This is a genomic window from Pseudomonas sp. DP-17, from assembly GCF_022380625.1.
In the GTDB taxonomy this organism is placed as follows: domain Bacteria; phylum Pseudomonadota; class Gammaproteobacteria; order Pseudomonadales; family Pseudomonadaceae; genus Pseudomonas; species Pseudomonas nitroreducens_A.
In genome coordinates, this window is record NZ_JAKSXG010000001.1 from 1,051,523 (window position 1) to 1,074,008 (window position 22,486).

Below are 22,486 nucleotides of genomic sequence, written 5' to 3' on the forward strand. Positions count from 1 at the left end.
TCGCTCGGTTGCGGAAGAACACGGCGCACATTTTCGCCGATTCCGCCCTGCCCTGGCGAGTCGATGGATCGAGTGTTCAATCGTCCTGGCGGTAGTCCGTGGGCAGCTTGCCGGTCCACTTGCGGAAGGCCCGGCGGAAGTTCGACGGGTCGTTGAAGCCCAGCAGCAGCGCGATCTCGTAGAGCGGCAGGTGGGTCGTGGTGAGGTATTGCAGGGCCAGGCGCTTGCGCACATCGTCGAGCACCTCCTGGTAGGTGGTGCCCAGGTTCGAAAGATGTCGACGCAGGCTGCGGCCGCTGGTGTGCAGGTCGGCGGCCACGCTCTCCAGGTCGGGGAATTCGCCGGGGCGCGCCAGCAGCAGGCGGCGGATGCGGGTCAGCAGGCCTTCCTGCACGTCCAGCGTGGCCAGCAGCGCCTCGCACTGCTGCTCGCACATCTGCACCGTGGCGGGGTTGGCCAACGCCATGGGCCGCGCCAGGTATTCGCTGGGCAGGCCGATGAAATGGAACGGCTGGTCGAACAGCACCTCGCCGCCAAACACCTCGGTGTAGCGCTGCACGTAGGCCGGCGCGGCATGGGCGAAGCCGACGCTGACGCCCTGCAGCGGCTCGCCGACGAGAAAACGTGCAATGGTGTGCAGGCTGGTCATCAGGCCTTCGGCGGCGAAGCGGCCCATGGGCCCGAGCGGGATCGACTCGCTGGCGCGCAGGTAGGAGACGCCGTTGTCCTCCACCATCTCCAGGTCATAGGCCAGGCCTAGCACCCGGTAGTACTTCAAGGCGAAGGCAATGGCGCGCTCGAGGTTGGCGCTGGACAGCACCGCGTAGCCGAGGATGCCGTGGGTGGAGACGTTCAGCCGTTGCCCCAGCAGCAGGCCGAAGGCCGGCTCGTTGCAGTACGCCAGGGCAGAGCCGGCGAGCAGGTTGAAGTCGATGAAGGACAGGCGGCCGTTCGGGCTCTGCAGCACCTCGGGGCGCACGCGGGACAGCTCGAACAGGCGCGTGCGCGGCACGCCCAGTTCTTCGGCGAGGTCCAGAAGTGCCTGCGCATAGGCGACGGGCACCAGTTCGGCGGTGAAATTGAGCGGTTGTTTCATCGTTCTTCTTATAGGTTGACCGCTGGCCGGATATGACCGGAAAGTTGGCAGACAATAACCTTGTGACGCTTTCCCTACAAGCCCAGAGTACTGACCATGGACAACCACAACACTGGAGCCGCCATGGCCAGCACCACCCCCGCAGGACTGGAGATCAAGCCCCGGCACATGGACTTCGATCTGCCCGATCCGCTGCCGCGTCACTGGCATAGTGGAGACGCCTTCAAGTCCCATCTGTTCGACGCCATGTCGGTGCTCTTCCCCGACGGCGAACGCTTCTTCATCGACTCGGTGCGGCAGTTCCGCGACCAGATCAGCGACCCGGTGCTCAAGGAGCAGATCCGCGGCTTCATCGGCCAGGAAGGCCACCACAGCCGCGAACATCTGACCTACAGCCAGCGTCTGCGCGACCTGGGCTACGATGTCACCGCCATCGAGAAACGCGCCCAGGCGCGCATCCGCTTCACCCAGAAGAAATTCCCGGCCAGGCGCCAGCTGGCCGCGACCGCCGCGCTGGAGCACATCACCGCGATCATGGCCAACGGGCTGCTGACCGACCCACGCACCATGGAGGGCGCCGACCCGGTGATGCAGCGTCTGTGGCGCTGGCACGCGCTGGAGGAAACCGAGCACAAGGCGGTGGCCTTCGACGTCTACAACCAGGTCTGCGGCAGCCGCAAGCTGCTGCGCCGGGCGATGCGCATGGCCACCTTCTTCTTCGTGCTGGATACCTTCCGCGGGCTGGTGCACATGCTCAAGGTGGACGGCCTGCTGTGGAACTGGCGCGTCTGGCGCGACGGCATCAAGTGGACCTGGGGCAAGCACGGCGTGTTCCGCCCGCTGCTGCGTGAATACATGGACTTCTTCAAGTCCGACTTCCACCCCTGGCAGCACAACAACCTCGATGTGCTCTACGAAGTGCGCAAGGAGTACGACCCGCAGCCACTGGCTCACGCTGGCTGATCCGCCTTTCGCTTCGAACACCGCCCCGCCTTGCCGGGGCGGTGTCGTTTCTGGCGCCAGGCAAGGTATTCCCCTGTAGGAGCGGATTCATCCGCGATCGGCATCGCCCAGGTGGAGGACCTGCCGAGGGAAAACCATCGCGGACGAAGTCCGCTCCTACGCCCATGAAAAAGCCCGGCGCTTGGCCGGGCTTTTTGTGGCGCGACGAGCAATCAGGCATGCAGGAAACGCAGCGCATCCGCCGCCGACTCCTCGGGGATTTCCTCCATCGGGATATGCCCCACGCCGGGATAGACCTTCACTTCGATCCCCGGCACGTCGCGCTGCCACATCGGCACGTGGCGCGGTGAAATCCAGCGGTCGCGCTCGCCCCACATCAGCAGCGTCGGTACCTTCAGCGCGGCGACGCGGTTGGGGGTGGTAGGCAGCTCCTCGCGGTTGGCCTTCACCAGCACGCGGAAGATATCGATCATCGCGCGGCGGTTGCCCGGCCGGCGGCTGATGTCGTAGTAACGGTCGATTACGCCCGGCTTGATCTTGCGCGCATCGCCATAGACTTCCTTGATGCCCTGGGCCACCAGGGCACGCGGCATCCACATCGGCATCATGATGCCGGCGCCGGGCAGCACCGCGCTGGCGATCATCAGCGGGACCTTCTGCATGTAGTAGCCGGCCGGGTCGATGAGTATCAGCCGCTCGACGCGGTGGGCGTTGGCCAGTGCGTAGTTCCAGGCGATGTAGCCGCCCAGCGAGTTGCCGGCGATGGATACGTGCTTCAGGTCCAGTCGATCCAGGAACATGCCGAACCCCTTCACCAGGCGCTCGCCGTCGTACTCGCGATCCTGGCCGCCACCGGTGAGGCCGAAGCCGGGCACGTCGAGGCGGATGATGCGAAAGTGCTGGGACAACTCGGCGACCCAGCCGTCCCAGGTGTGCAACGAGGCCATTACACCGTGGACCAGCACCAGCACCGGCTTGTCCGGGCTGCCTTCGTCGCGGTAGTGGATGTCGAAGCCGTCGACCTGGATGAACTTCGAACCGGATTCGGGCGAGGCGTAGCGCGCCTTCAGCGCGGCCAGCGGCAGCGGGCCGAAACCGTAGCGGGCCAGGCCCTCGGCCAGCGGCGGTTGCACAGACAATGTGGCGGTCATGGACGAGTGACTCCCGTGCTTGTTGTTCTAAAGCCCCATCACACCACAGCGCCCGCAGCGCCGCGCCCAACCTAGGTAGTGTCGAGGTCCAGGACGGATGACGCAGGCCGCTCGCCCCGCTAACCTAGCCCGACCCGCCTTCGCGCAAGGAAAGCCCGTTCGTGCCGATCCTCATTCGCCGTTCGCTGTGGCCGCTGGTCGTCCTGCTGCTGCTCCTGTGCCGCCCAGCCCTGTCCGCCGACCTGTATTACCTGGGCCAGAAGATCCCCGACATCCAGCGCAACTGGACCAGCGCCGACTACCAGGTGCTGATCGACGCGCTGAAGAAGATCGACGAAACCCAGGTCAACGGCCTGCCCCGGCGCAGCGGCGAGTTCACCGGGCCGATCTACCAGCGCATGGTCAGCGAGGATAACTTCCGCCCGCAGCTGAACATCTACGCGCCGCTGGAGCTGCGGCAGAACGAGGCGCGCGAGGTGCTGTTCAAGCTCAAGGAGCTGATGCGCCTGTACTTCAACTTCCGCGCCGCCAAGCAGCCCTACGGCGCCGAGGCGCTGGGCCTGATGAGCTACTCGCTGCGCGAACAGGCGATCCTGTTCAACCTGACGGTGGAGTTCTGGATGACCCTGGCGCAGAGCGAGCAGCGCAACCCGGTGCGCCTGCAAGGCATGCAGGAGGCCAAGGCGGCCGCCTCGATGCTGACCAGCAGCGCGCTGGACTACCTCGGCCTGACAGCGCAGTTCGACCGCCAGGACCTGGTGCTCTACAGCGCGGAGCTCGCCAAGCAGTTGCCGGAACTCTTCATCCACCTGCCACCGGAAGTGCGCGTGCAGTTGCTGATGCGCGTGGACGAACTGGCGCAGAAGCACGCCTACCCGGAAGTGCGCGAGAACATGCGCGACCTGCTGCCGGTGCTGCAGGCAATCCAGGCGGACGTGCAGAAGCAGTTGGCCGCGCCGGCCAAGGGACAGCCGGTGCCCAAGGGGCTGGACCTGAGCGCGCCGCCGGAGGCGGAGAAGAAGAAGGGGATGTGAGTCTGGCGCCAGCCGTGGCGGCTTGCTGCGCCGGTGCCCGCTCCTGCTCGAACCGGCATGGGTAGGAGCGGACTCCGTCCGCGATCGCTTGCCACCGCTGTACAGTCTCGGGCCAATCGCGGACAGAGTCCGCTCCCATACCAGCCGTTGACGTCGGAAGGCTCGGCCAGCGCCCTAGCGCAACAGCCCCATCTCCTTTGCCCGCGCTACCGCCTGCGTGCGGCGTTCGACGCCGAGCTTGTCGTTGATGTGGCGGGCGTGGCTTTTCACCGTGTGCAGGGAGATGAACAGGCGTTCGCTGATTTCCTGGTTGGAGCAGCCCTGGGCGATCAGTTCCAGGACCGCCAGCTCACGGCCGCTCAGGCAATCGGGGAGCACCATGCCGCGCTCCGGCGCAGCCGGCAGTCGTTCGCGCAAGGCCTCGATGGCCGGCGAAGAAGCCCGCACGGCCAGTTGCTCGCGCAGCCAGTCCGGATGCTGCAGCAGTACTTCATGCAACGGGATCAGCAGGCCGACCGCCAGTCCATTCAGGCATTCGCCCAGCTCGAAGGAAGCCTCGCGTTCACGGCCGTCCTGCAGCAGCAGGGCAACCAGCTGGCCCTGGGCGAAACGTGCCTGCAACTGCGCACCGCCTTGCAGGGCGCCGCTGGCCACGGCGCGCAGCCGAGCCTCGGCGTCGGCCATGCGACCCTCGCGGCGCTCCAGCTGCGACTGCAGCATCTCCACGTTGCGCGGCAACTGTGGCGAGCACTCCGGCGGGGTGGCCGGCTCGTCGCCGGTGTAGGTGTCGCGCAGCCGCTCCAGCCAGGCAGTGGCCAGTTCGACCTGGCCCTGACCGAGCCAGAGTTCGCACTTGATCAGGGTAATGGCCGACAGGTAGTAGACCGGCGGTACGTCCCACACGTGCATCATCCGCTCGACCTCGGCGAGGTAGGCGAAGGCGCGGGTGTAGTTGCCCAGCCGCCCTTCCAGGCTGGCCAGCACGCAGAAGCCGATCACCAGGCTGATATCGCGGCAGGCGCGAGCCTCCTCGATGCCGGCCTTGAGGCATTTGCGCGCCTCGTCCGGCTGCAGCGCCAAGCTGCGCAGGTAGCCCTGGTAAAGCATCAGCCGGCCGCGAACCGCATAGCGACGCTGCGAGGACAGACCGGCCAACCGCGCCAGTCCCTGACGCACTTCGTCCTCGGCGCGCAGCACCTCGCCACGCGCTTGCAGCACGCGGGCTCGGTCGTAATGCACCATGGCCTCGAACAGCGGATTGCCGAAGCGTTGCGCCAGTTCCAGCGCCTCTCTGTTCAGCCCCCGTGCACGCCACAGGTCGTCGCGCACGATGGAGATATTGCTCAGGGTCGACAGGCACAGCAGGCGCGGGCCGAAGCGCTCCGGACCGAGGCCTTGCAGGGCCTCCTCGCAGTGCCGCTCCGCCGCTTCGATCTCGCCACGACCACGGGCGATCACGCCTGCCAGGGCCTGCCATTGCGCGAGCAGGTCGCGCTGGGTGGTGTCATCCGCCGCGGGCAGGAAGCGCGACAGCTGCGCGCCCAGTTCCTCGGCCGCATCCAGCTGACAGGCCAGCGCCAGCGCCCAGCTGTACAACACGATCAGGCGCGGCGTGCTGGCCAGCAGGCTGTCGGGCAGGTCCATCTTCCAGCGCAGCAGCGTGGCGACGTTCTGCTCGGCCAGCAATTGTTCTTCGGACAGGCTCTGCACCAGGCTCGCGGCGACTTCCGGATGGCCGGCGCGCAGGGCCTGCTCCACGGCGTCATCGAACAAGCCCTGGGCGCTGAACCAGCGGCACGCGCGCAGGTGCAGCGCGGCAGCCGAGGGCCCGGAACCGGGCAGCGGGCGGGCCAGCAGCAGGTCGGAGAACAGGTGGTGATAACGGAACCACTGGCCCTGCTCGTCCAGCGGCACGAGGAATACCTGGTGCTGCTGCAGATGACGCAGGATCGAGGCGCTGTCATGGGAGTCCCGCAGGGCATCGCACAGCTCGGCGGAGAAGCGTTCGAAGCGTGCCGTCTGAGCCAGGAATATCTGTACCTCCGGAGTCTGCTTGTCGATCACCTCTTCCAACAGATAGTCGCGGATCAGCTCTTCGGCGCCGTGCACCGAAAGATCAGGCACGTTGGCCGCCAGTTCGTCGCCATGGGCCAGCAGCCACAGGCGCAGCCCGGCGATCCAGCCTTCGCTGCGCTCGACCAGGTTGTCGAGGGCGTTGTCGTCGAGCTGGGCGCCGGTGGCGCAGACCAGTTGCGCGGTCTCCTCGACGGTCAGGCGCAGGTCCTGTTCGGTGAATTCCAGCAGCTGGCGCGACAGGCGCAGGCGCGCCAGGTGCCAGTCCGGGCGCTGGCGGCTGGTGACCAGCACGACCAGGCCGGCGGGCTGGTGATTGAGGAGGAACTGCAGGCAGCGGTCGAGCACCGCCCCTTGGGCCAGGTGGTAGTCGTCCAGCACCAGGAGCAGCGGGCGGTCGACGCAGAGGCTGTCCACCAGTTCATCAAGCAGGTCGTCGAGCCAGGCTTCGAAGGCAAACGGCTGGTGGCGCTGGCGCATCTTCAGCAGGGCCAGGGCTTCTTCACCGAGGGTGGGGAAATGCAGGCGCAAGCCTTCGAGCAGGCGCTCGAGGAAGCGCCCGGGGTCGCTGTCCCTGGCACTGAGCCCCAACCACAGGCTGCGCCATTGCTCTTCCAGCGTCTGGCAGAATTCGATGGCCAGGGAACTCTTGCCGAACCCGGCCGGCGCGGATACCAGGATCAGCCGTCCCTCCAGCCCTGCAGCCATGCGCTGGCACAGGCGCGAACGCGCGACGTGGCCATGTGGCAGCGGCGGCCGGAAGAAGCGGCTGCCGGCCACACCGGGCGGTACAGGGGTCAGACTTGGCAGAGTCGAGAAGTCGGTCATCGGCCTGGCTATTGCTCTAGCTCTTGTAGCGGTCAACGAAGGTCGCACTGTGGACCGAGCCTAGCCGCTCGCGAACGGGAATAGAAGCCGATTTTGTTACCTTTGCCCACAAGATGACCGGAAGACATCCGACATTCCGTCCTCCATTCATCTGACAGATGATGAGCCATAAAAAAACCGGCCCGAAGGCCGGTCTTTTCTCACCGCGGAACCACCCGTGGGGATCGGGGGATCAGCGCACGCCTTCCTGGCGAAGCGCTGCCGGGGTGAAGTCGCTTTCCGAGGCGCTGTAGTTGAAGTCGTAGGCGGATTTCTCCTCGTTCTTCAGGCCCAGCACCAGGTAACGACCGGACAGCAGGTCATACAGGGTTTCCGCGGTGTACCACGGTACCTGGTAGTTGTAGTAGAACTGGTTGAACGCCTCGGCCACGCGCCACAGGGTGCCACGACCGTCGTAGTGGTCGATGGCCACGGCCTGCCAGGTGTCCTCGTCGATGTAGAAGTCACGCTTGGCGTAGATGTGGCGCTCGCCCGGTTTCAGGGTGGCGGTCACGTGCCACACGCGGTGCAGCTCGTAGCGCGACAAGTCCTGGTTCAGGTGGCCAGCCTTGATGATGTCCGAATACTTCAGCTTCGGATCGTCCATCTTGTAGTTGTTGTACGGGATGTACAGCTCCTGCTTGCCCACCAGTTTCCAGTCGTAGCGGTCCGGCGCGCCGTTGTACATGTCCAGGTTGTCGGAGGTACGCAGGCCGTCGGCGGCGGTACCCGGGCCGTCATAGGAAACCTGCGGGGCGCGGCGAACGCGGCGCTGACCGGCGTTGTAGAGCCAGGCCAGGCGCGGCTCCTTCACCTGGTCGAGGGTCTCGTGCACCAGCAGCACGTTACCGGCCAGACGTGCCGGCGCGGTCACACGCTGCTTGAAGTAGAACAGCACGTTGCTCGGCTTGCTGGCGTCGTAGTCCTTCAGGTCGGTGCGGAAGACGAATTCGTCCTGGAAGTACACCAGCGAGTAGGAGCCGTTGACCTGCGGAGTGGCCTGGGTCACCAGACGACGCACGTGGCCGCCGCGATAGCGGGTGATGTGGTTCCAGATGACTTCCAGGCCGTCCTTCGGAATCGGGAAGGGGTTGGCCACCTGGAAGTTCTCCAGGCCGTTGCCGCCCTGCAGCAGCTTGGTACTGGTGGCGTTCTTCTTGGTCGCCTCGAGCACGTTCGCCGGCACGGTGGCGGTACGGTGCGACGGGTACACCGGCATCTTGTAGGTGTCGGGGTAGCGCTTGAACATGGCCTGCTGGCCAGGAGTCAGCTTGTCCTTGTACTGGTCCATGTTCTGCGCGGTGATGGTGAACAGCGGCTTCTCGCTGGCGAAGGGATCGCTGAGGAAGCCCTTGCTGTCGGCAGTGCCGGCGTTCTTGGCCAGGCCACCGGTCCAGGCCGGAATCGAGCCATCGGCGTTGCCGGCCTTTTCCGCGCCCATCGGGGTCAGGGTGGTGCCGAGCTTGGCCGCTTCATCGGCAGAGACGGCCGCCATCACCTGGGAGGCGATGAGGCTGAGCGCCAGGGCGCCCGTGTGCAGCAGGATCTTTGTTGTTCTCATGCGTTTATCGTCCTCGTTGAGTCTTTGCCCACCGCGATGGCCGCCTTTCCAACAGCGCATCGCGGGTCTTGTCTGCTGCCCGGGGCGGCAGGTCACCCGGCCGCCCGGATGGCCCGCCGCGAGGGCGGGCCGCTTGCCGGTTGAACGGCCGGCTTAGAAGGTCACACCGAAGCTCAGGCTGACGAAGTCACGGTCGTCGACAGTGGAGTACTTGCCGTCGAAGTAGTTGGTGTAGGCCAGGCTGGCGGTGTAGGTGTTCAGGTAGTCGGCGTCGATACCCAGGCTGACGGCCTTGCGGCCTTCCTCGAAGTTGCCGCCGGGGCCGGGGGAGTAGCCGTCCACGTCGTGGGACCAGGCCACGTTGGGCTTGAGGTTCACGCCGGCGAACACGTCGTTGTAGTCCCAGATCGCACGGGCGCGGTAGCCCCAGGAATCAGCGGTGGTGAAGCCTTCGCTTTCGCAGTTGCGGCTGACGTTGTTGGCGTTGGCGGTGCCCAGGGTGGAGACGTTGAGCGCTTCGCAGGTCGGACGGCCGTTGAGGCTACCGTTCAGCGGGCCGGGGCCGAACACCGGGTCACGGCCGTAGCGCGCCTTGTTCTGGCTTTCCAGGCCGCCGACGTGGGTCCAGCCGACTTCGCCCACCAGGGTCAGACGCTCGGCGCCCATGACCTGGTCGAAGAAGTGGGTGAAGGTGGTCTGCAGCTGGGTGACTTCCTTGCGGCGGTAGCCGTGCAGGTCCTGGCCTGCGGTGCCGGTCAGCACGGAGGCGTTGTCGTAGACGTGGTTGCCGCCGATGGACACAGGGTCCAGGCCGGAATACAGGATGTCGGTGGTGTTCAGCTGCACCGGGGCGTTCGGCCGGTAGCTGATCTCGCCCTGCCAGGCGGTGCCAGTGGGCAGCGTGGTGGAGAAGCTCAGGCCGTACAGGCGGATGTCTTCGGGGTACTCGATGAAGTAGCTGGAGTTGCCCGCCATCGCCGCCGCGCCGGCCTGGGCCGCCAGGGTCGGACTGATCCGCGCGATGTTGGTGATCAGCTGGTTGATCTGGGTGACCTTGGAGGCGTCGGCGCCACGGCCGGAGAAGATCGGCAGGCGGCTGTGGTAGTTCATGTAGTAGCCGCCGAATTCGGTGTTCAGGCTGTCGGCGAAGTACTTCAGGGAGAAGCCATACTGGCCGCTGTCGCGGGCGTCACGGTCCGGACCGCGCTGGACCACCAGGCCTTCGTTCCAGGGCGACGGGGTCACCGCCAGGTTCGGGCCGAGCAGGCCGTTCAGGGTGCGGATCGAAGCGGCGTTGTTGGTCAGCACCGCCAGGTTCTGGGTACAACCATCCGCCACCACGTCCGGCTGGGAGAAGAAGGTGCCGCAGTTGTCGACCGCAGTCTGATCCCACTCCAGCTGGTAGAAGCCTTCGGCAGAGAGGTTCTCGGTGAGGTTCTGCGAGAGGTAGAACATGTTCACCGGTACCAGGGCTTCCTTGATCTCGGAACCCGGGCGGCGGAAGGCGGTGACGTCGAACGGGTTGATCACGCTGATGCCGTTCTGGATGAAGGTGCTCTCGCCCCAGTTCACCACCTGCTTGCCCAGGCGCACGGTGCCGGGCAGTTCACCGATGGTGTAGTTGTGGTAGATGAAGGCGTCGAGCAGCTGCGCGCCGGAGGCCTGGGCGGCTTCCTTGCGGTTGTGGTCGGACAGCGGCTTGAATTCGGTGTTCTCGTCCTTCTGCTCGAAGTCGTACCAGTACTTGCCGCGCAGGAAGACGCCGGTGTCCTGGTATTTCAGCTCGAGGTCATGGATGCCCTTGAAGATCTTCGAGAAGGTCTTGCCGGCCTTGTAGTTCAGGTGGCCGTCGTCGGAGGTCTGGGACAGACCCTTGCCGCCGTTGTTGATGCCGATGAGGTTGCTGTTCGGATTCTGCGTCGACCAGCTGGCCCCCACGGACAGCGTCGAGTCGAACGAACCTTCGATTTCCCCGATGTTGAAGCTGACGGCGGATGCCGGCGTCGCCAGCGTGGATGCCAGGCTGACTGCCAGCGGCAACCGCGCCAGGCGCCAGATATGTTGCATGGTTTTCATCGACGCTACTCCATGTGTTTTTTGTTATGAGTAGTGGCGACTATAGCCAGCGTCCTACGGTGCTTGATCGCTCGAAAGTGTGATTTCTCTTACAAAGGCCCTGACTAGACGCTTGCGCAGGCCCGAGGCGGCGTGATCACTGGGCTGCGCCGTGCCAAGCGCTTGCTTGGCACGGCGCCCGAAAACCGTGACTTGCCGGTCGTCGGTCACACCGTGGAGAGGAAGGCGCTACCCGCCTCCTGCCATTGGGCGATGTCTACCCGGATGCGCTTCTTGTCGAGCTTGCCGACACTGGTCTTGGGAACTTCAGTAACAACGGCGATCTGCGAGGGAATCGCCCACTTGTTGATGTGGCCCTGCTCGACGAAAGGCTTGAGGTGTTCGCGCAGCGCCTTGGCGTCCAGCGCCTGGCCGTCGCGCAGCACCAGCAGGGCGAACGGGCGCTCGCCCCACTGTGGGTCGGGCACGCCGACCACCGCCACCTCGCGCACCGCCGGGTGGCGGCTGATGAGGTCTTCCAGCTCCAGGGACGACAGCCACTCGCCGCCGGTCTTGATCACATCCTTGATGCGGTCGCGGATATCGATGAAGCCCATGCCGTCGAGGGTCGCCACGTCGCCGGTGTGCATCCAGCCACCCGCCCACAGCTCCTCGCCCTTCTCCGGCTCGCGGAAGTAGCCCTGGGTCAGCCAGGGCGCGCGCAGCACCAGCTCGCCCTGGGACTCGCCGTCCGCCGGGTGGAACTGGCCGTGCTCGTCCATGATCGCCGCCTCCACCAGCGGCACCGGCACGCCGGCCTTGATGCGGTAGGTGGTGCGCTCATCCTCGCTGCCGGCGCAGAGCTCCTGGTTGAGGTAGCCACAGGAAATCAGCGGGCAGGTCTCGGACATGCCATAGGCCGCCGTGAGCTGGATGCCTCGGGCCTTGGCGGCGTCGTAAAGCGCATGGTTGAGGGCGCTGCCGCCAATGATGATCTTCAGCCCGCCGAAGTCGTGGTCCTTGGCGCCAGCTGCGTTGAGCATCATCTGCAGGATGGTCGGCACGCAGTGGGAGAAGGTCACCTTCTCCTCGCGGATCAGCTTGCACAGCAGCTCCGGCTCGTAACGGCCCGGATACACCTGCTTCACCCCCAGCATGGTCGCCACGTAGGGCACACCCCAGGCATGGACGTGGAACATGGGGGTGATCGGCATGTAGACGTCATTGGTGCCCATCAGGCGGATGCTGTCCAGGCTGCCGATGGTCGAGGCCATCGCCAGGGTGTGCAGCACCAGCTGACGATGGGTGAAGTACACACCCTTGGGGTTACCGGTGGTGCCGGTGGTGTAGAAGGTGGTCGCCACCGAATTCTCGTCGAAATCGGGGAAGGCGTAGCGCGGGCTGGCGGCGGCCAGCAGGGCCTCGTACTCGCCCACGCAGTCAGGCAGCGCGCAGGTCTTGTCGGCGCCGTCGGTGATCAGCAGGGTCTTTTCCACCGTGGTCAATTGCCCGGCGATGCCCTGGTAGAGCGCGGCGAACTCGCTGTTGACCAGCACGAAGCGGTCCTCGGCGTGGTTCATGGTGTAGAGGATCTGTTCCGGCGAGAGGCGGATGTTGATGGTGTGCAGCACCGCGCCGATCATCGGGATGGCGAACATGCACTCCAGGTAACGGTGGCTGTCCCAGTCCATCACCGCCACGGTGTCACCAGCCTTTACGCCGGCCTCGGTCAGCACGTTGGCCAGGCGTGCGACGCGCTCGTTGAAGGTGGCATAGGTGTAACGCACGGTGTCGCGGTAGACGATTTCCCTGCCTTTCTCGTAACGGCTGCCCGACAACAGCAGGCTCTTGATCAACAGCGGGTACTGGTAGGCGTTCTGTGCAGCGGGGATGACGCGGGTCTTCAGCATGGCGTACGCACTCTCAAGGCGGGATCTCATCAGGATGAGACCGACTCTAGAGCGCCCGGTGTGTCCATTCATCAGTCAAAAGAGTGATTTGCCGATGACTCTATGGCCACATCCGGTCACGCGGTAGAATCCTGACGCCCGGTCGTTCACGGCCGGTACCTTTACCCGGAGTCCGTGTAGGGCCTGCGAGCTAGAGCAGAACAAGGCGGAAGCAGGCGAGGGAGCGGAGTTTACATCTTGTAAATGAGCATGACTCGCTTCGCTCGCCCCTGCGGGGCCGCGCTGAAGCGCGTTAGCCGCAAGCGGCTTCCGAGCCTGCTTCCAACGCAGTTATGCCGACGCGCAGCCGGTCCTACGGGGATTCCTACAACAAGAGCGAAGAGGTTAGTCATGTCCGAGATCGTCATCGTCAGCGGCGCCCGCACTCCCATGGGCGGCTTCCAGGGCAGCCTGTCCGGCATTTCCGCCGTCGACCTGGGCGCCATCGCCATCCGCGAAGCCATTTCCCGTGCCGGCATCCAGCCCGAGGACGTGCAGGAAGTGATCATGGGCAACGTGCTGCCCGCCGGCCTGAAACAGGGCCCGGCCCGCCAGGCGGCGCTCAACGCCGGCCTGCCCGCCGCCACCGGCTGCACCACCATCAACAAGCTCTGCGGCTCGGGCATGAAGGCCGTGATGCTGGCCCACGACCTGCTCAAGGCGGGCACCAACAGCGTGATGGTCGCCGGCGGCATGGAAAGCATGTCCAACGCTCCCTACGTGATCGAGAAAGCCCGCACCGGCCTGCGCATGGGCCATGGCGAGATCAAGGACCACATGTTCCTCGACGGCCTGGAAGACGCCCGCACCGGTCGCCTGATGGGCTCCTTCGCCCAGGAAACCGCCGACCAGTACAAGGTCACCCGCGAAGAGATGGACGCCTATGCCATCGAGTCGCTCAAGCGCGCCCAGGCCGCCATCGAGGACGGCTCGCTGGCTTCGGAAATCGTCCCGGTGACCGTCACCACCCGCAAGGGCGAGACCGTGGTGAAGGACGACGAGCAGCCGCTCACCGCCAACCTGGACAAGATTCCCGGCCTGCGTCCGGCCTTCCGCAAGGACGGCACCATCACCGCGGCCAACGCCAGTTCCATCTCCGACGGCGCCTCCGCGCTGGTCCTGATGACCGCTGAAGAAGCCGCGCGCCGTGGCCTCAAGCCGCTGGCGAAGATCGTCGCCCACGCCACCCAGAGCCAGGACCCGGCCGAGTTCACCCTGGCCCCGATCGGCGCCATGACCAACCTGTTCAAGAAGGCCGGCTGGAGCAAGGACGACGTCGACCTGTTCGAGATCAACGAAGCCTTCGCCATGGTCACCATGCTCGCCATGCGCGAACACGGCCTGGACCACGCCAAGGTCAACGTCTACGGCGGCGCCTGCGCCCAGGGCCACCCGGTCGGATCCACCGGCTCGCGGATCATCGTCACCCTGATCAACGCCCTGCAGAAGAAGGGCGGCAAGCGCGGCGTCGCCTCGCTGTGCATCGGCGGGGGCGAAGCCACCGCGGTGGCGATCGAGCTGGCCTGACCCCTCACCCGGCATGCAACAGGGGCGCTTCGGCGTCCCTTTTTCGTTGTGGTCCGTCGATCACGACACTGAGCGGGTCACGCCGCTGCCGGGCCCGAAAGCACGGAAAATTCCCCACCCATCATCCGAACACGGGGACAAGAACCCGGCGCCGCACTCCCTAGCATGGGAAGTCTCTTCATCTGAGAGTGCTTTCCCATGTCCAACGACTTCAACGACGACGAGCCCGCTCGCCGCCGCTTCCTGAAGAACACCCTCACCCTCATCCCCGCCGTGACCCTGCTCGGCGGCGCCAGCCTGGTCACCGCAAGCGCCAGCGCCGACGCCTCTCCACCCCCTGCGGACAAGGCCCAGCCGACTTCCGCGAGCCATGTGCCGCTGTACTTCAACGACCTTGAATGGCTGTTCCTGCTGGCTGCCTGCGAGCGCCTGATCCCCAGCGACGACAACGGCCCGGGCGCAGTCGCCGAAGGCGTGCCGGAATTCATCGACCGGCAGATGGAGACGCTCTACGGCCACGGCGGCATCTGGTACCTCAAGGGCCGGTCCCTGCCGGCTGCGCCAGAGCTTGGCTTCCAGAGCCTGCTGGCGCCGCGCGACATCTACCGGGTCGGCATCGCCGCGCTGAACGCGCACTGCCAGCAGCAGTTCTCCGGCAAGTACTTCCACGAACTGGAGCCCGCCCGGCAGGACGCGCTGCTCGGCCAGTTGGAGAAAGGCGCTCTGACGCTGACCGATGATTGCCCTGCCCCGATGTTCTTCCAGCAACTGCTGCAGAACACCCGCGAAGGCTGGCTCAGCGACCCCATCCACGGCGGCAACCGGACCATGGCCTCGTGGAAGCTGATCGGTTTCCCTGGCGCCCGCGCCGACTTCGCCGACTGGGCCTCGCGCCCCAATGCCCGCTATCCCCAAGGCCCGGTGAACATCGCCGGGCGCAGGAGCTGAACCCATGAGCGCACTGAAAATGGCACCCGTCGATGCCGTGGTCATCGGCCTGGGCTGGACCGGCTCGATCATGTCCCGCGAACTCATCGACGCCGGCCTCAAGGTCGTCGCGCTGGAGCGCGGCGAAATGCGCAACACCCATCCCGACTTCGCCTACCCGCGCATGGCCGACGAGCTGACCTACGGCATCCGCTACAAGCTGTTCCAGAACCTCGCCAAGGAAAGCCTCACCATCCGCCACACTCCTGCCGACCAGGCCGTGCCCTACCGTCGCCTTGGCGCCTTCCTGCCCGGCAATGGCGTAGGCGGCGCAGGCGTGCACTGGAATGGCCAGCACTGGCGCATGCAGCCCTATGACCTGCAACTGCGCAGCAACACCCTGGAGCGCCACGGAGCCGGCGCAATCCCCGAGGACATGACGATCCAGGACTGGGGCGTGACCTACGACGAACTGGAGCCGTACTTCGACCACTTCGAGAAGGTCTGCGGCACCGCCGGCCAGGCCGGAAACCTGCGCGGCCAGCGGGTCGCCGGAGGCAACCCGTTCGAAGCGCCACGGCAGAACCCCTACCCCACCGCGCCAATGAAGACCCTCTACGCCGGCGAACTGATGACCCAGGCCGGCAAGGAACTGGGCCTGAGCGCCTTCCCCTGCCCCGCCTCCAACTGCACCGAACCCTACACCAACCCCTACGGCGTGCAGATGGGACCGTGCAACTACTGCGGCTACTGCGAGCGCTTCGGCTGCTTCAACTATTCCAAGGCCTCGCCGCAGTCGACGATCCTTCCCGTGCTGCTCACCCAACCGAATTTCGAGCTGCGCATCCAGTCCAAGGTCATCCGCATCAATACCGACTCCACCGGGCGCAAGGCCACCGGCGTGACCTACATCGATGCCCAGGGCCGCGAGGTCGAGCAGCCGGCGGACCTGGTGATCCTCAGCGCCTTCCAGCTGCACAACGTGCGCCTGCTGCTGCTTTCGAAGATCGGCAAGCCCTACGACCCCATCAGCGGCACCGGCGTGGTGGGCAAGAACTACGCCTACCAGACCAACACCGCGGTGAACCTGTTCTTCGGCAAGGACAAGCACTTCAATCCCTTCGTCGGCGCCGGTGCCGGCTACACCTGCATGGACGACTTCAACAACGAGGCCTTCTTCAGCCAGAACAATGGTTTCGTCGGCGGCGCCTACCTGTCCTCCTCCACCAGCGGCGGGCGGCCGATCCAGCAGATGGTCCTGCCGGACACCGCGCCGGGCTGGGGCAGCGGCTGGAAACAGGCGATCAAGGACAACTACAACCACAACATGGGCCTGCACGCCGAAGGTTCGAGCATGGCCTACCGCGACTGCTACCTGGACCTGGACCCCAGCTACACCGACGAGCACGGCCTGCCGATGCTGCGCATGACCTTCGACTGGAAGCAGAACGACATTCTCCAGGCGCAGTTCATGATCCAGCGCATGGAAGAAATGGCCCGTGTGCTCAACCCCGGATACAGCGTCTCCAGCGGCCCCAGGCCCGGCTCGCACTTCGACTGGCGGAACTACCAGAGCACCCACACCACCGGCGGCGCCATCATGGGCGAGCACTCCGGGCAGAGCGTGGTGAACAAGTACCTGCAGAGCTGGGACGTGCCGAACCTGTTCGTCCTGGGCGCCAGCGCCTTCCCGCAGAACATGGCCTACAACCCCACCGGTATCGTCGGCGCACTGGCGTACTGGTCGGCCAACGCCATCCGCCGTCAGTACCTGAAGAACCCCGGCCCGCTGGTATCCGCCTGAGGAGAGACGCCATGAAAACCGTTCTGCTTTCGCTGGCCCTCCTGCTGGCCATGGAATCGGTCCAGGCCGATGCCGCCCAGGACCTGGACGCCGCCATTGCCCGCGGCAGATACCTTGCCCGACTGGGCGACTGCGCCGCCTGTCATACCGCCGATGCGAAGCGCCCCTTCGCCGGCGGGTTGGCGCTACAGTCGCCGCTGGGCGCGATGTACTCCACCAACATCACCCCGGATACCCGCAACGGCATCGGCTCCTATACGCTGGAGCAGTTCGGCGATGCGCTGCGCAAGGGCATCGCCGCCGACGGCCGTCACCTCTATCCGGCGATGCCCTACCCGTCCTTCTCGCGGCTTACCGACCAGGACGTCGGCGACCTCTACGCCTACTTCAAGCACGGCGTACAGGCCGACCCCACCGAGAACCAGGCCTCCGCCATCCCCTGGCCGCTGAACATGCGCTGGCCGCTGGGCATCTGGAACGCCCTGTTCACCGACGCCAAGCCCTACCAGCCGGTCGCTGCGCAGACCCCGGAGTGGAACCGCGGCGCCTACCTGGTTCAGGGGCTGGGCCACTGCGGCACCTGCCATACGCCGCGCGGCATCGCCTTCCAGGAGAAGGCCCTGGACCAGACCGGCGCCGCCTACCTCAGCGGCGCCAAACTGGCTGGCTGGTACGCCGCCGACCTGGCGGGCGCCACCGACAGCAGTCTGCAGGGCTGGTCCGAGGCCGATCTGGTGGAGTTCCTCAAGGCCGGGCGCAACACCCACACAGCCGCATTCGGACCGATGGGCGAGGCGGTGGCGCACAGCACCCAATACTTCAACGATGCCGACCTGAAGGCCGTGGCGGTGTACCTGAAATCGCTCTCGGCCGGACGCGAGGTGGCGGCCGTAGGCAGCGACAGCACCACGGTGAAACTGGTCGAAGGCAAACCGGCCAGCCTGGGTGAGGAGCTTTACCTGGACAACTGCGCCGCCTGCCACCGCAGCGACGGCCGCGGCTACCGCAGCACCTTCCCGCGCCTGGCGGGCAACTCGGCGGTGCTGGGCGCCAGCGCCGACTCGCTGATCCGCATCATCCTCAATGGCTCCAGCGTGCCGGTCACCCAGAGCGCCCCGACAGGCCTGAGCATGCCGGCGTTCGGCTGGCGCCTGGACGACGCGCAGGTGGCGGAGCTGACCAGCTTCCTGCGCTCGGCCTGGGGTTACCAGGCAGCGCCGGTCAGGGCGGAGGAAGTGGCCCATCTGCGGGCGCTGAAGTAGAACCCAAAGGGCGCCGCAAGGCGCCCTTCTTCCTGGCATCAACGCAGTTCGCTGAACGCCAGCTTGATTCCCAACCCCACCAACACCACGCCCATCAGCCGATCGAACCAGTGGCCCATGCGGGCAAAGCCGGCGCGCACGCGTTGCTGGCTGAACAGCAGTGCCACCAGGCAGAACCAGGCGGCCGTGGCGCACGCCAGGTACACGCCATAGCCCGCCTGAACCAGCAGCGGCGTGTGCGGATTGATCACCACGGTAAACAGCGAGAGGAAGAACAGCGTGGCCTTGGGGTTCAGGCCATTGGTGACGAAGCCGGCGACATAGGCACCCCGCGCAGTGCGGGCGACGGGCGCGGCGAGGGACTGAGCCGTTGCCGGCTCGGCAGGACGCGCCCGCAGGGCCTTGAAGCCGATGTACAGCAGGTAGGCCGCCGCCAGCCACTTCAGCGCGTTGAACAGCACGATGGACTGCGACACGACCAGGCCGATGCCCAGCAGCGAGTAGGTCACGTGCAGGAAGATCGCACTGCCCACGCCCAGGGCCGTCCAGGTGCCGGCGCGCCGACCGTGGGTCACGCTCTCGCGCACCACCACGGCGAAATCCGGGCCGGGGCTGGCCACCGCCAGCAGGTGAATGAACGCCACCGTGAGAAATTCCGCCCAGTACATCGCGCCTCCGAACAGCCGTCGAGAAAGCTCCACTTCTTATACGAACAGGCGGGACTTCGACAAGCGCCCGGCCGGCGCCGGGGCGGCCTCAGCGGGCGACCGCAGAGGGCACCGCGTGCAGTACCGGCAGTCTGTCCAGCGGGCAGGTCTGCCAGGGCGAAAGGTATTCGGCGAACGGGCTGATGCCATCGAGCAGTGCCATACCGCTACGCAGCAGTTGCCGGCCGGCATCCCGATCCTGGTTGGCCAACGCATGGCCGACGACCATCGAAACCAGGTACTGCTCCCAGTCGTCGAATGCAGAGCGAGCCTGACGCGCCATGTGCCGCAGGGCATTCCACAGGCTCGCCTCATCCAGCAGACCGGCGGCGAACGCCAGGCGCGCGCCGAAGGCGGCCCGCTCCAGGTCGTAGGCCAGCACCGTGCGGCAGCCGTCAACCAGTTCGGGATCGTGTCCGGCCTTGAGCAGAGCCCGACGCGCCTGCTCGAAACGCTCCTGACAGGCCTCGCCAGCGGCATCGCCGAGGCCACCGACGTTACGCTCCAGCTGGGCATCGAAGCGTGTCCGGCTGCCGGTCTCCAGCAGCCAGTGCAGACGTTCCTTCACTTGCTCCTTGCCTTCGGCGCGCCAGTGCCGCGCCAGCCACAAGCGGTGCAGGTCGGGTTCATCGGGGGCGATCGCCAGTCGATCGGAGCGAAGGCCGGCGCAGAGCGCGATCAGCGATCCGAAGGCCAGCAGTGACTGGCCAGGCTGGCAGGCGCGCTGCGGAATCTCATGCTCGATCTGCAGCACGACGTCCTCTACACGGATGCCCGCAAGAGGGTTGGCCCGCCATTGTCCCGTCTCCTCCATCAGCTCCTTGTAGGCACGGATGGCCAGCGGATCCTGTTGGCCGTCACGTTGCAGGGTGGCCCGCACCAGCACATAGGATGCGGCATAGGCCTGCCAGTCAGCGAAATGGCGTACGGCTGCTTCGGCGACCCAGGCCAGGCAAAGCCAGGCCTCGGCCTCGCCGAGATAACCGCAGGCATGGCAGCGCCGCGCCAGCCAGGCGATGCACTCGTAGTCGTGGGCCGCCATGGAAATGTCCTTCGGCAGGGTCAGGCCGGCCTTGCTCCAGGCCTGCTTCGCGCGCTGCCAGCGCAACCGCTGCTCACCATCGAAGGCGCTCGGCTCGTTGCGTTGCAGGCGGCGGAAGTCCTGGTCCAGCGGCAGGCTGTGCGCTTCCAGCAGCATGCCCTGCAGGGTGGCGCGCGCCGAGCCGGCATCGCGGATGCCCCAGCATTCCGCCAGTTCGGCTGCCAGCCGTTCGGCCATTTCACCGCGCTCGCGTACCAGCGCGGCTCCCGCCGGCCCTTCGCAGGCGGCCATCAGCGAGCCGAAGCAGAGCAGCGCCTCCGGGCCGCTGGAGCGCGCCGGACGGCGGCGTCGCGTGCGGGGCGTGAGGGAAAAGGACGCGGCGGAGCCCACACGGGACCAGACCCGTGCGCTCCATACGCCAGCGGTCGTGATGCCAAAGAGCGTCAGACCGGAGATCAGCCAACCCATCATCGCAAGTCACCTCGGGAAATCGACGGAATCACTCTAAGAAGCGGGCCCGCGGTCGCAGATGAGGGAAAACCGAAACGTCTGTCAGACTTTTCACTCAAACATCTACCATCAATACGCGGTTCCGTCCGTCCAAGTCCGCGGGCAGACCGGGTTGTCCACGGCGACGGTTCTGCCGAGAATCCCCTTCATCCCGCCCTTCCGATCAAGGTGTCATCGCTCATGAATCCTGCTCGCGCCGTCTTCCTCGACCATGCCTCCCTCGACCTCGGCGACCTCGACCTCGCGCCGCTGCGCGCGCCGTTCGGCGAACTGGTGCTGCACGAGCGCAGCGACACGCAGCAGGTGGCCGAGCGACTGCAGGGCGCCCAGGTGGCGATCAGCAACAAGGTGCGCATCGGCGCCGAGGTGTTCGAGCAGTGCCCGGACCTCAAGCTGATCCTGGTGGCCGCCACCGGCACCAACAACGTCGACCTCGAAGCCGCGCGCCAGCACGGCGTGACCGTGAGCAACTGCCAGGGCTACGGCACCCCGTCGGTGGCCCAGCACACCCTGATGCTGCTGCTCGCCCTGGCCACACGCCTGCCGGACTACCAGGCAGCGATCCGCGAGGGCCGCTGGCAGAAGGCTGCGCAGTTCTGCCTGCTGGACTTCCCCATTGTCGAACTGGAAGGCAAGACCCTCGGCCTGCTCGGCCACGGCGAACTGGGCGGCGCGGTGGCGAAGCTCGCCGAAGCCTTCGGTATGCGCGTGCTGCTCGGCGCCCTGCCCGGCCGCCCGCCGCGCACCGACCGCCTGGCGCTGGACGAGCTGCTGCCGCAGGTTGACGCCCTCACCCTGCATTGCCCGCTCACCGATGCCACGCGCAACCTGATCGGCCAGCGCGAACTGGACCTGATGAAGCCCGGCGCCTTCCTGATCAACACCGCCCGCGGCGGCCTGGTGGAGGAGCAGGCGCTGGCCGACACCCTGCGCCGGGGCCATCTGGGCGGCGCAGCCTTCGACGTGCTCAGCGTCGAGCCACCCAGGGACGGCAACCCGTTGCTGGCTGGCGACATCCCGCGCTTCATCGTCACCCCGCACAGCGCCTGGGGCAGCCGCGAGGCCCGGCAGCGCATCGTCGGCCAGTTGAGCGAGAACGCCGCCGGCTTCTTCGCCGGCGAGCCGCGCCGGGTGGTGGCGGCATGAGCCTGCATCTGGTCTGCGGCGACGGCGCCGCCGATGCCCTGCGCCGCGCGGTCGAGGCAGGCGTGCTGACCGAGAAGAAGATCCGCGTGTTGCCGGACGACCTCGCGGTCGGCCCTCTGAACGATGTAGACGTCCCGCCCTGCCGGCAGCGCGCTGCGTTCTGGCACAAGCTGGGCGGCGAAGCCCTGCAGGAGCGGGCGATCGCCAGCGAACTGGCCAGCGACGCCACCTGGCTGCGCAGCCCGGACGCCGCCTCCGTCACGCTCTGGCACGGCGACAGTGCCAGCGAGCAGATGCTGCTACGCCGCGTCTGTGCGTTGCTGCCCGCCAGCGTCAGCCTGCGCAGCGTCGGCGCCGGCAGCGGCCAGTGCCGCAGCGAAGACCGCCACGCCATCGCCATGCTCAAACCCGTCGAACTGGCCAACGCCCTGGCCGCCAGCCACGAACTGGACGCCTCAGAGCGCCAGCATCTGGCCGCGGACTGGCAACGCGCCCTGGCGGAAAACGCCGAGCTGCGCCTGTGGCTGGATGGCCAGCTGAGCGGGGCCGGCTACGCCCACATCGACCGTATCCTGCTGGACAGCGCCAGCGAGGCCTGGCGCCCGGTGCAATCGTTGATCGGCCCGACCATGGCCTACGTCGACGGGCTGTTCGTCAGCGACCTGCTGGCCGCCTGGCGCCTGCGCGAACAGGTCGCGGCCGGCGCGCTGGAGCTGCGTGGCGACGACTTCTGGACGAACGCCGAGGTGCGGCTCGCCTAGGCTCTGCCGCGGCAGCCCTGCTAAACTCGCGCCCTTTTTCGCCAGGAGGCC

At 66.5% G+C, this 22,486-nt stretch carries 16 protein-coding genes; 8 read left to right on the forward strand and 8 right to left on the reverse strand.

Annotated elements, in window-relative coordinates; genetic code table 11:
• Positions 1–76: 76 nt before the first annotated feature.
• Entirely contained in the window at positions 77–1,096 is a 1,020-nt protein-coding gene (locus tag MJ122_RS04960) for an AraC family transcriptional regulator (protein ID WP_239742619.1), read from the reverse strand.
• Between the two features lie 123 nt (positions 1,097–1,219).
• Here MJ122_RS04960 and MJ122_RS04965 point away from each other — a divergent pair, with 123 nt between their 5' ends.
• Positions 1,220–2,059, forward strand: coding sequence for a metal-dependent hydrolase (locus MJ122_RS04965; protein ID WP_239742832.1), 840 nt, complete (start codon positions 1,220–1,222; stop codon positions 2,057–2,059).
• A 212-nt stretch (positions 2,060–2,271) separates the two neighbouring features.
• On the opposite strand, the gene MJ122_RS04970 is transcribed toward MJ122_RS04965, so the two are convergent.
• Positions 2,272–3,210, reverse strand: coding sequence for an alpha/beta hydrolase (locus tag MJ122_RS04970; protein ID WP_239742621.1), 939 nt, complete (start codon positions 3,208–3,210; stop codon positions 2,272–2,274).
• A gap of 161 nt (positions 3,211–3,371) precedes the next feature.
• Here MJ122_RS04970 and MJ122_RS04975 point away from each other — a divergent pair, with 161 nt between their 5' ends.
• The gene (locus MJ122_RS04975; protein WP_088419339.1) at positions 3,372–4,244 is read left to right on the forward strand and encodes a hypothetical protein; all 873 of its coding nucleotides are present in this window, start codon (positions 3,372–3,374) and stop codon (positions 4,242–4,244) included.
• A gap of 174 nt (positions 4,245–4,418) precedes the next feature.
• Here MJ122_RS04975 and MJ122_RS04980 read toward each other — a convergent pair whose 3' ends face one another.
• The 4 genes from MJ122_RS04980 to MJ122_RS04995 form a co-directional block, all read right to left on the reverse strand.
• Positions 4,419–7,145 (reverse strand): LuxR C-terminal-related transcriptional regulator, encoded by a 2,727-nt coding sequence (locus tag MJ122_RS04980; RefSeq protein WP_239742623.1) that lies wholly within the window; start codon positions 7,143–7,145, stop codon positions 4,419–4,421.
• Positions 7,146–7,377: 232 nt separating this feature from the next.
• On the reverse strand, positions 7,378–8,745 hold the full coding sequence (locus tag MJ122_RS04985; protein WP_017519746.1) for a DUF1329 domain-containing protein: 1,368 nt from the start codon (positions 8,743–8,745) through the stop codon (positions 7,378–7,380).
• Between the two features lie 153 nt (positions 8,746–8,898).
• On the reverse strand, positions 8,899–10,821 hold the full coding sequence (locus MJ122_RS04990) for a DUF1302 domain-containing protein (protein WP_239742625.1): 1,923 nt from the start codon (positions 10,819–10,821) through the stop codon (positions 8,899–8,901).
• Between the two features lie 206 nt (positions 10,822–11,027).
• On the reverse strand, positions 11,028–12,710 hold the full coding sequence (locus MJ122_RS04995) for a fatty acid--CoA ligase (RefSeq protein WP_088419333.1): 1,683 nt from the start codon (positions 12,708–12,710) through the stop codon (positions 11,028–11,030).
• Positions 12,711–13,100: 390 nt separating this feature from the next.
• Here MJ122_RS04995 and MJ122_RS05000 point away from each other — a divergent pair, with 390 nt between their 5' ends.
• The 4 genes from MJ122_RS05000 to MJ122_RS05015 all read left to right on the forward strand — a co-directional run bounded on the left by MJ122_RS05000 (position 13,101) and on the right by MJ122_RS05015 (position 18,269).
• A complete protein-coding gene (locus MJ122_RS05000; RefSeq protein ID WP_239742627.1) occupies positions 13,101–14,276 on the forward strand; it encodes an acetyl-CoA C-acyltransferase in 1,176 nt (391 codons plus the stop codon).
• 198 nt (positions 14,277–14,474) lie between these two features.
• The gene (locus tag MJ122_RS05005) at positions 14,475–15,224 is read left to right on the forward strand and encodes a gluconate 2-dehydrogenase subunit 3 family protein (protein WP_239742629.1); all 750 of its coding nucleotides are present in this window, start codon (positions 14,475–14,477) and stop codon (positions 15,222–15,224) included.
• A gap of 4 nt (positions 15,225–15,228) precedes the next feature.
• Positions 15,229–17,007: a GMC family oxidoreductase gene (locus MJ122_RS05010; RefSeq protein ID WP_239742631.1), complete on the forward strand. Its 1,779-nt coding sequence runs from the start codon at positions 15,229–15,231 to the stop codon at positions 17,005–17,007.
• Between the two features lie 11 nt (positions 17,008–17,018).
• Positions 17,019–18,269: a cytochrome c gene (locus tag MJ122_RS05015; RefSeq protein WP_239742633.1), complete on the forward strand. Its 1,251-nt coding sequence runs from the start codon at positions 17,019–17,021 to the stop codon at positions 18,267–18,269.
• Between the two features lie 38 nt (positions 18,270–18,307).
• On the opposite strand, the gene MJ122_RS05020 is transcribed toward MJ122_RS05015, so the two are convergent.
• Together MJ122_RS05020 and MJ122_RS05025 are read right to left on the reverse strand one after the other, a co-directional pair.
• The gene (locus MJ122_RS05020) at positions 18,308–18,937 is read right to left on the reverse strand and encodes a LysE family transporter (RefSeq protein WP_088419323.1); all 630 of its coding nucleotides are present in this window, start codon (positions 18,935–18,937) and stop codon (positions 18,308–18,310) included.
• Between the two features lie 88 nt (positions 18,938–19,025).
• Positions 19,026–20,489, reverse strand: a complete 1,464-nt coding sequence (locus tag MJ122_RS05025) for a DUF1266 domain-containing protein (RefSeq protein ID WP_239742634.1) — start codon at positions 20,487–20,489, stop codon at positions 19,026–19,028.
• Positions 20,490–20,708: 219 nt separating this feature from the next.
• Here MJ122_RS05025 and MJ122_RS05030 point away from each other — a divergent pair, with 219 nt between their 5' ends.
• Complete coding sequence (locus tag MJ122_RS05030; RefSeq protein ID WP_239742636.1) at positions 20,709–21,674, forward strand: 2-hydroxyacid dehydrogenase; 966 nt, start codon at positions 20,709–20,711, stop codon at positions 21,672–21,674.
• Entirely contained in the window at positions 21,671–22,435 is a 765-nt protein-coding gene (locus MJ122_RS05035) for a DUF1835 domain-containing protein (RefSeq protein ID WP_239742640.1), read from the forward strand. Before MJ122_RS05030 ends, MJ122_RS05035 begins: the two co-directional genes overlap by 4 nt.
• Positions 22,436–22,486 lie beyond the last annotated feature (51 nt).

Bases quoted from the DNA above. Each gene is read 5' to 3' on its own strand.
- MJ122_RS05010 (WP_239742631.1), top strand. From the start codon at position 15,229: ATGAGCGCACTGAAAATGGCACCCGTCGATGCCGTGGTCATCGGCCTG.
- MJ122_RS04960 (WP_239742619.1), bottom strand. From the start codon at position 1,096: ATGAAACAACCGCTCAATTTCACCGCCGAACTGGTGCCCGTCGCCTAT.
- MJ122_RS05020 (WP_088419323.1), bottom strand. From the start codon at position 18,937: ATGTACTGGGCGGAATTTCTCACGGTGGCGTTCATTCACCTGCTGGCG.
- MJ122_RS04985 (WP_017519746.1), bottom strand. From the start codon at position 8,745: ATGAGAACAACAAAGATCCTGCTGCACACGGGCGCCCTGGCGCTCAGC.
- MJ122_RS05015 (WP_239742633.1), top strand. From the start codon at position 17,019: ATGAAAACCGTTCTGCTTTCGCTGGCCCTCCTGCTGGCCATGGAATCG.
- MJ122_RS05035 (WP_239742640.1), top strand. From the start codon at position 21,671: ATGAGCCTGCATCTGGTCTGCGGCGACGGCGCCGCCGATGCCCTGCGC.
- MJ122_RS04995 (WP_088419333.1), bottom strand. From the start codon at position 12,710: ATGCTGAAGACCCGCGTCATCCCCGCTGCACAGAACGCCTACCAGTAC.
- MJ122_RS05025 (WP_239742634.1), bottom strand. From the start codon at position 20,489: ATGATGGGTTGGCTGATCTCCGGTCTGACGCTCTTTGGCATCACGACC.
- MJ122_RS04990 (WP_239742625.1), bottom strand. From the start codon at position 10,821: ATGAAAACCATGCAACATATCTGGCGCCTGGCGCGGTTGCCGCTGGCA.
- MJ122_RS04970 (WP_239742621.1), bottom strand. From the start codon at position 3,210: ATGACCGCCACATTGTCTGTGCAACCGCCGCTGGCCGAGGGCCTGGCC.
- MJ122_RS05030 (WP_239742636.1), top strand. From the start codon at position 20,709: ATGAATCCTGCTCGCGCCGTCTTCCTCGACCATGCCTCCCTCGACCTC.
- MJ122_RS05005 (WP_239742629.1), top strand. From the start codon at position 14,475: ATGTCCAACGACTTCAACGACGACGAGCCCGCTCGCCGCCGCTTCCTG.
- MJ122_RS04980 (WP_239742623.1), bottom strand. From the start codon at position 7,145: ATGACCGACTTCTCGACTCTGCCAAGTCTGACCCCTGTACCGCCCGGT.
- MJ122_RS05000 (WP_239742627.1), top strand. From the start codon at position 13,101: ATGTCCGAGATCGTCATCGTCAGCGGCGCCCGCACTCCCATGGGCGGC.
- MJ122_RS04965 (WP_239742832.1), top strand. From the start codon at position 1,220: ATGGCCAGCACCACCCCCGCAGGACTGGAGATCAAGCCCCGGCACATG.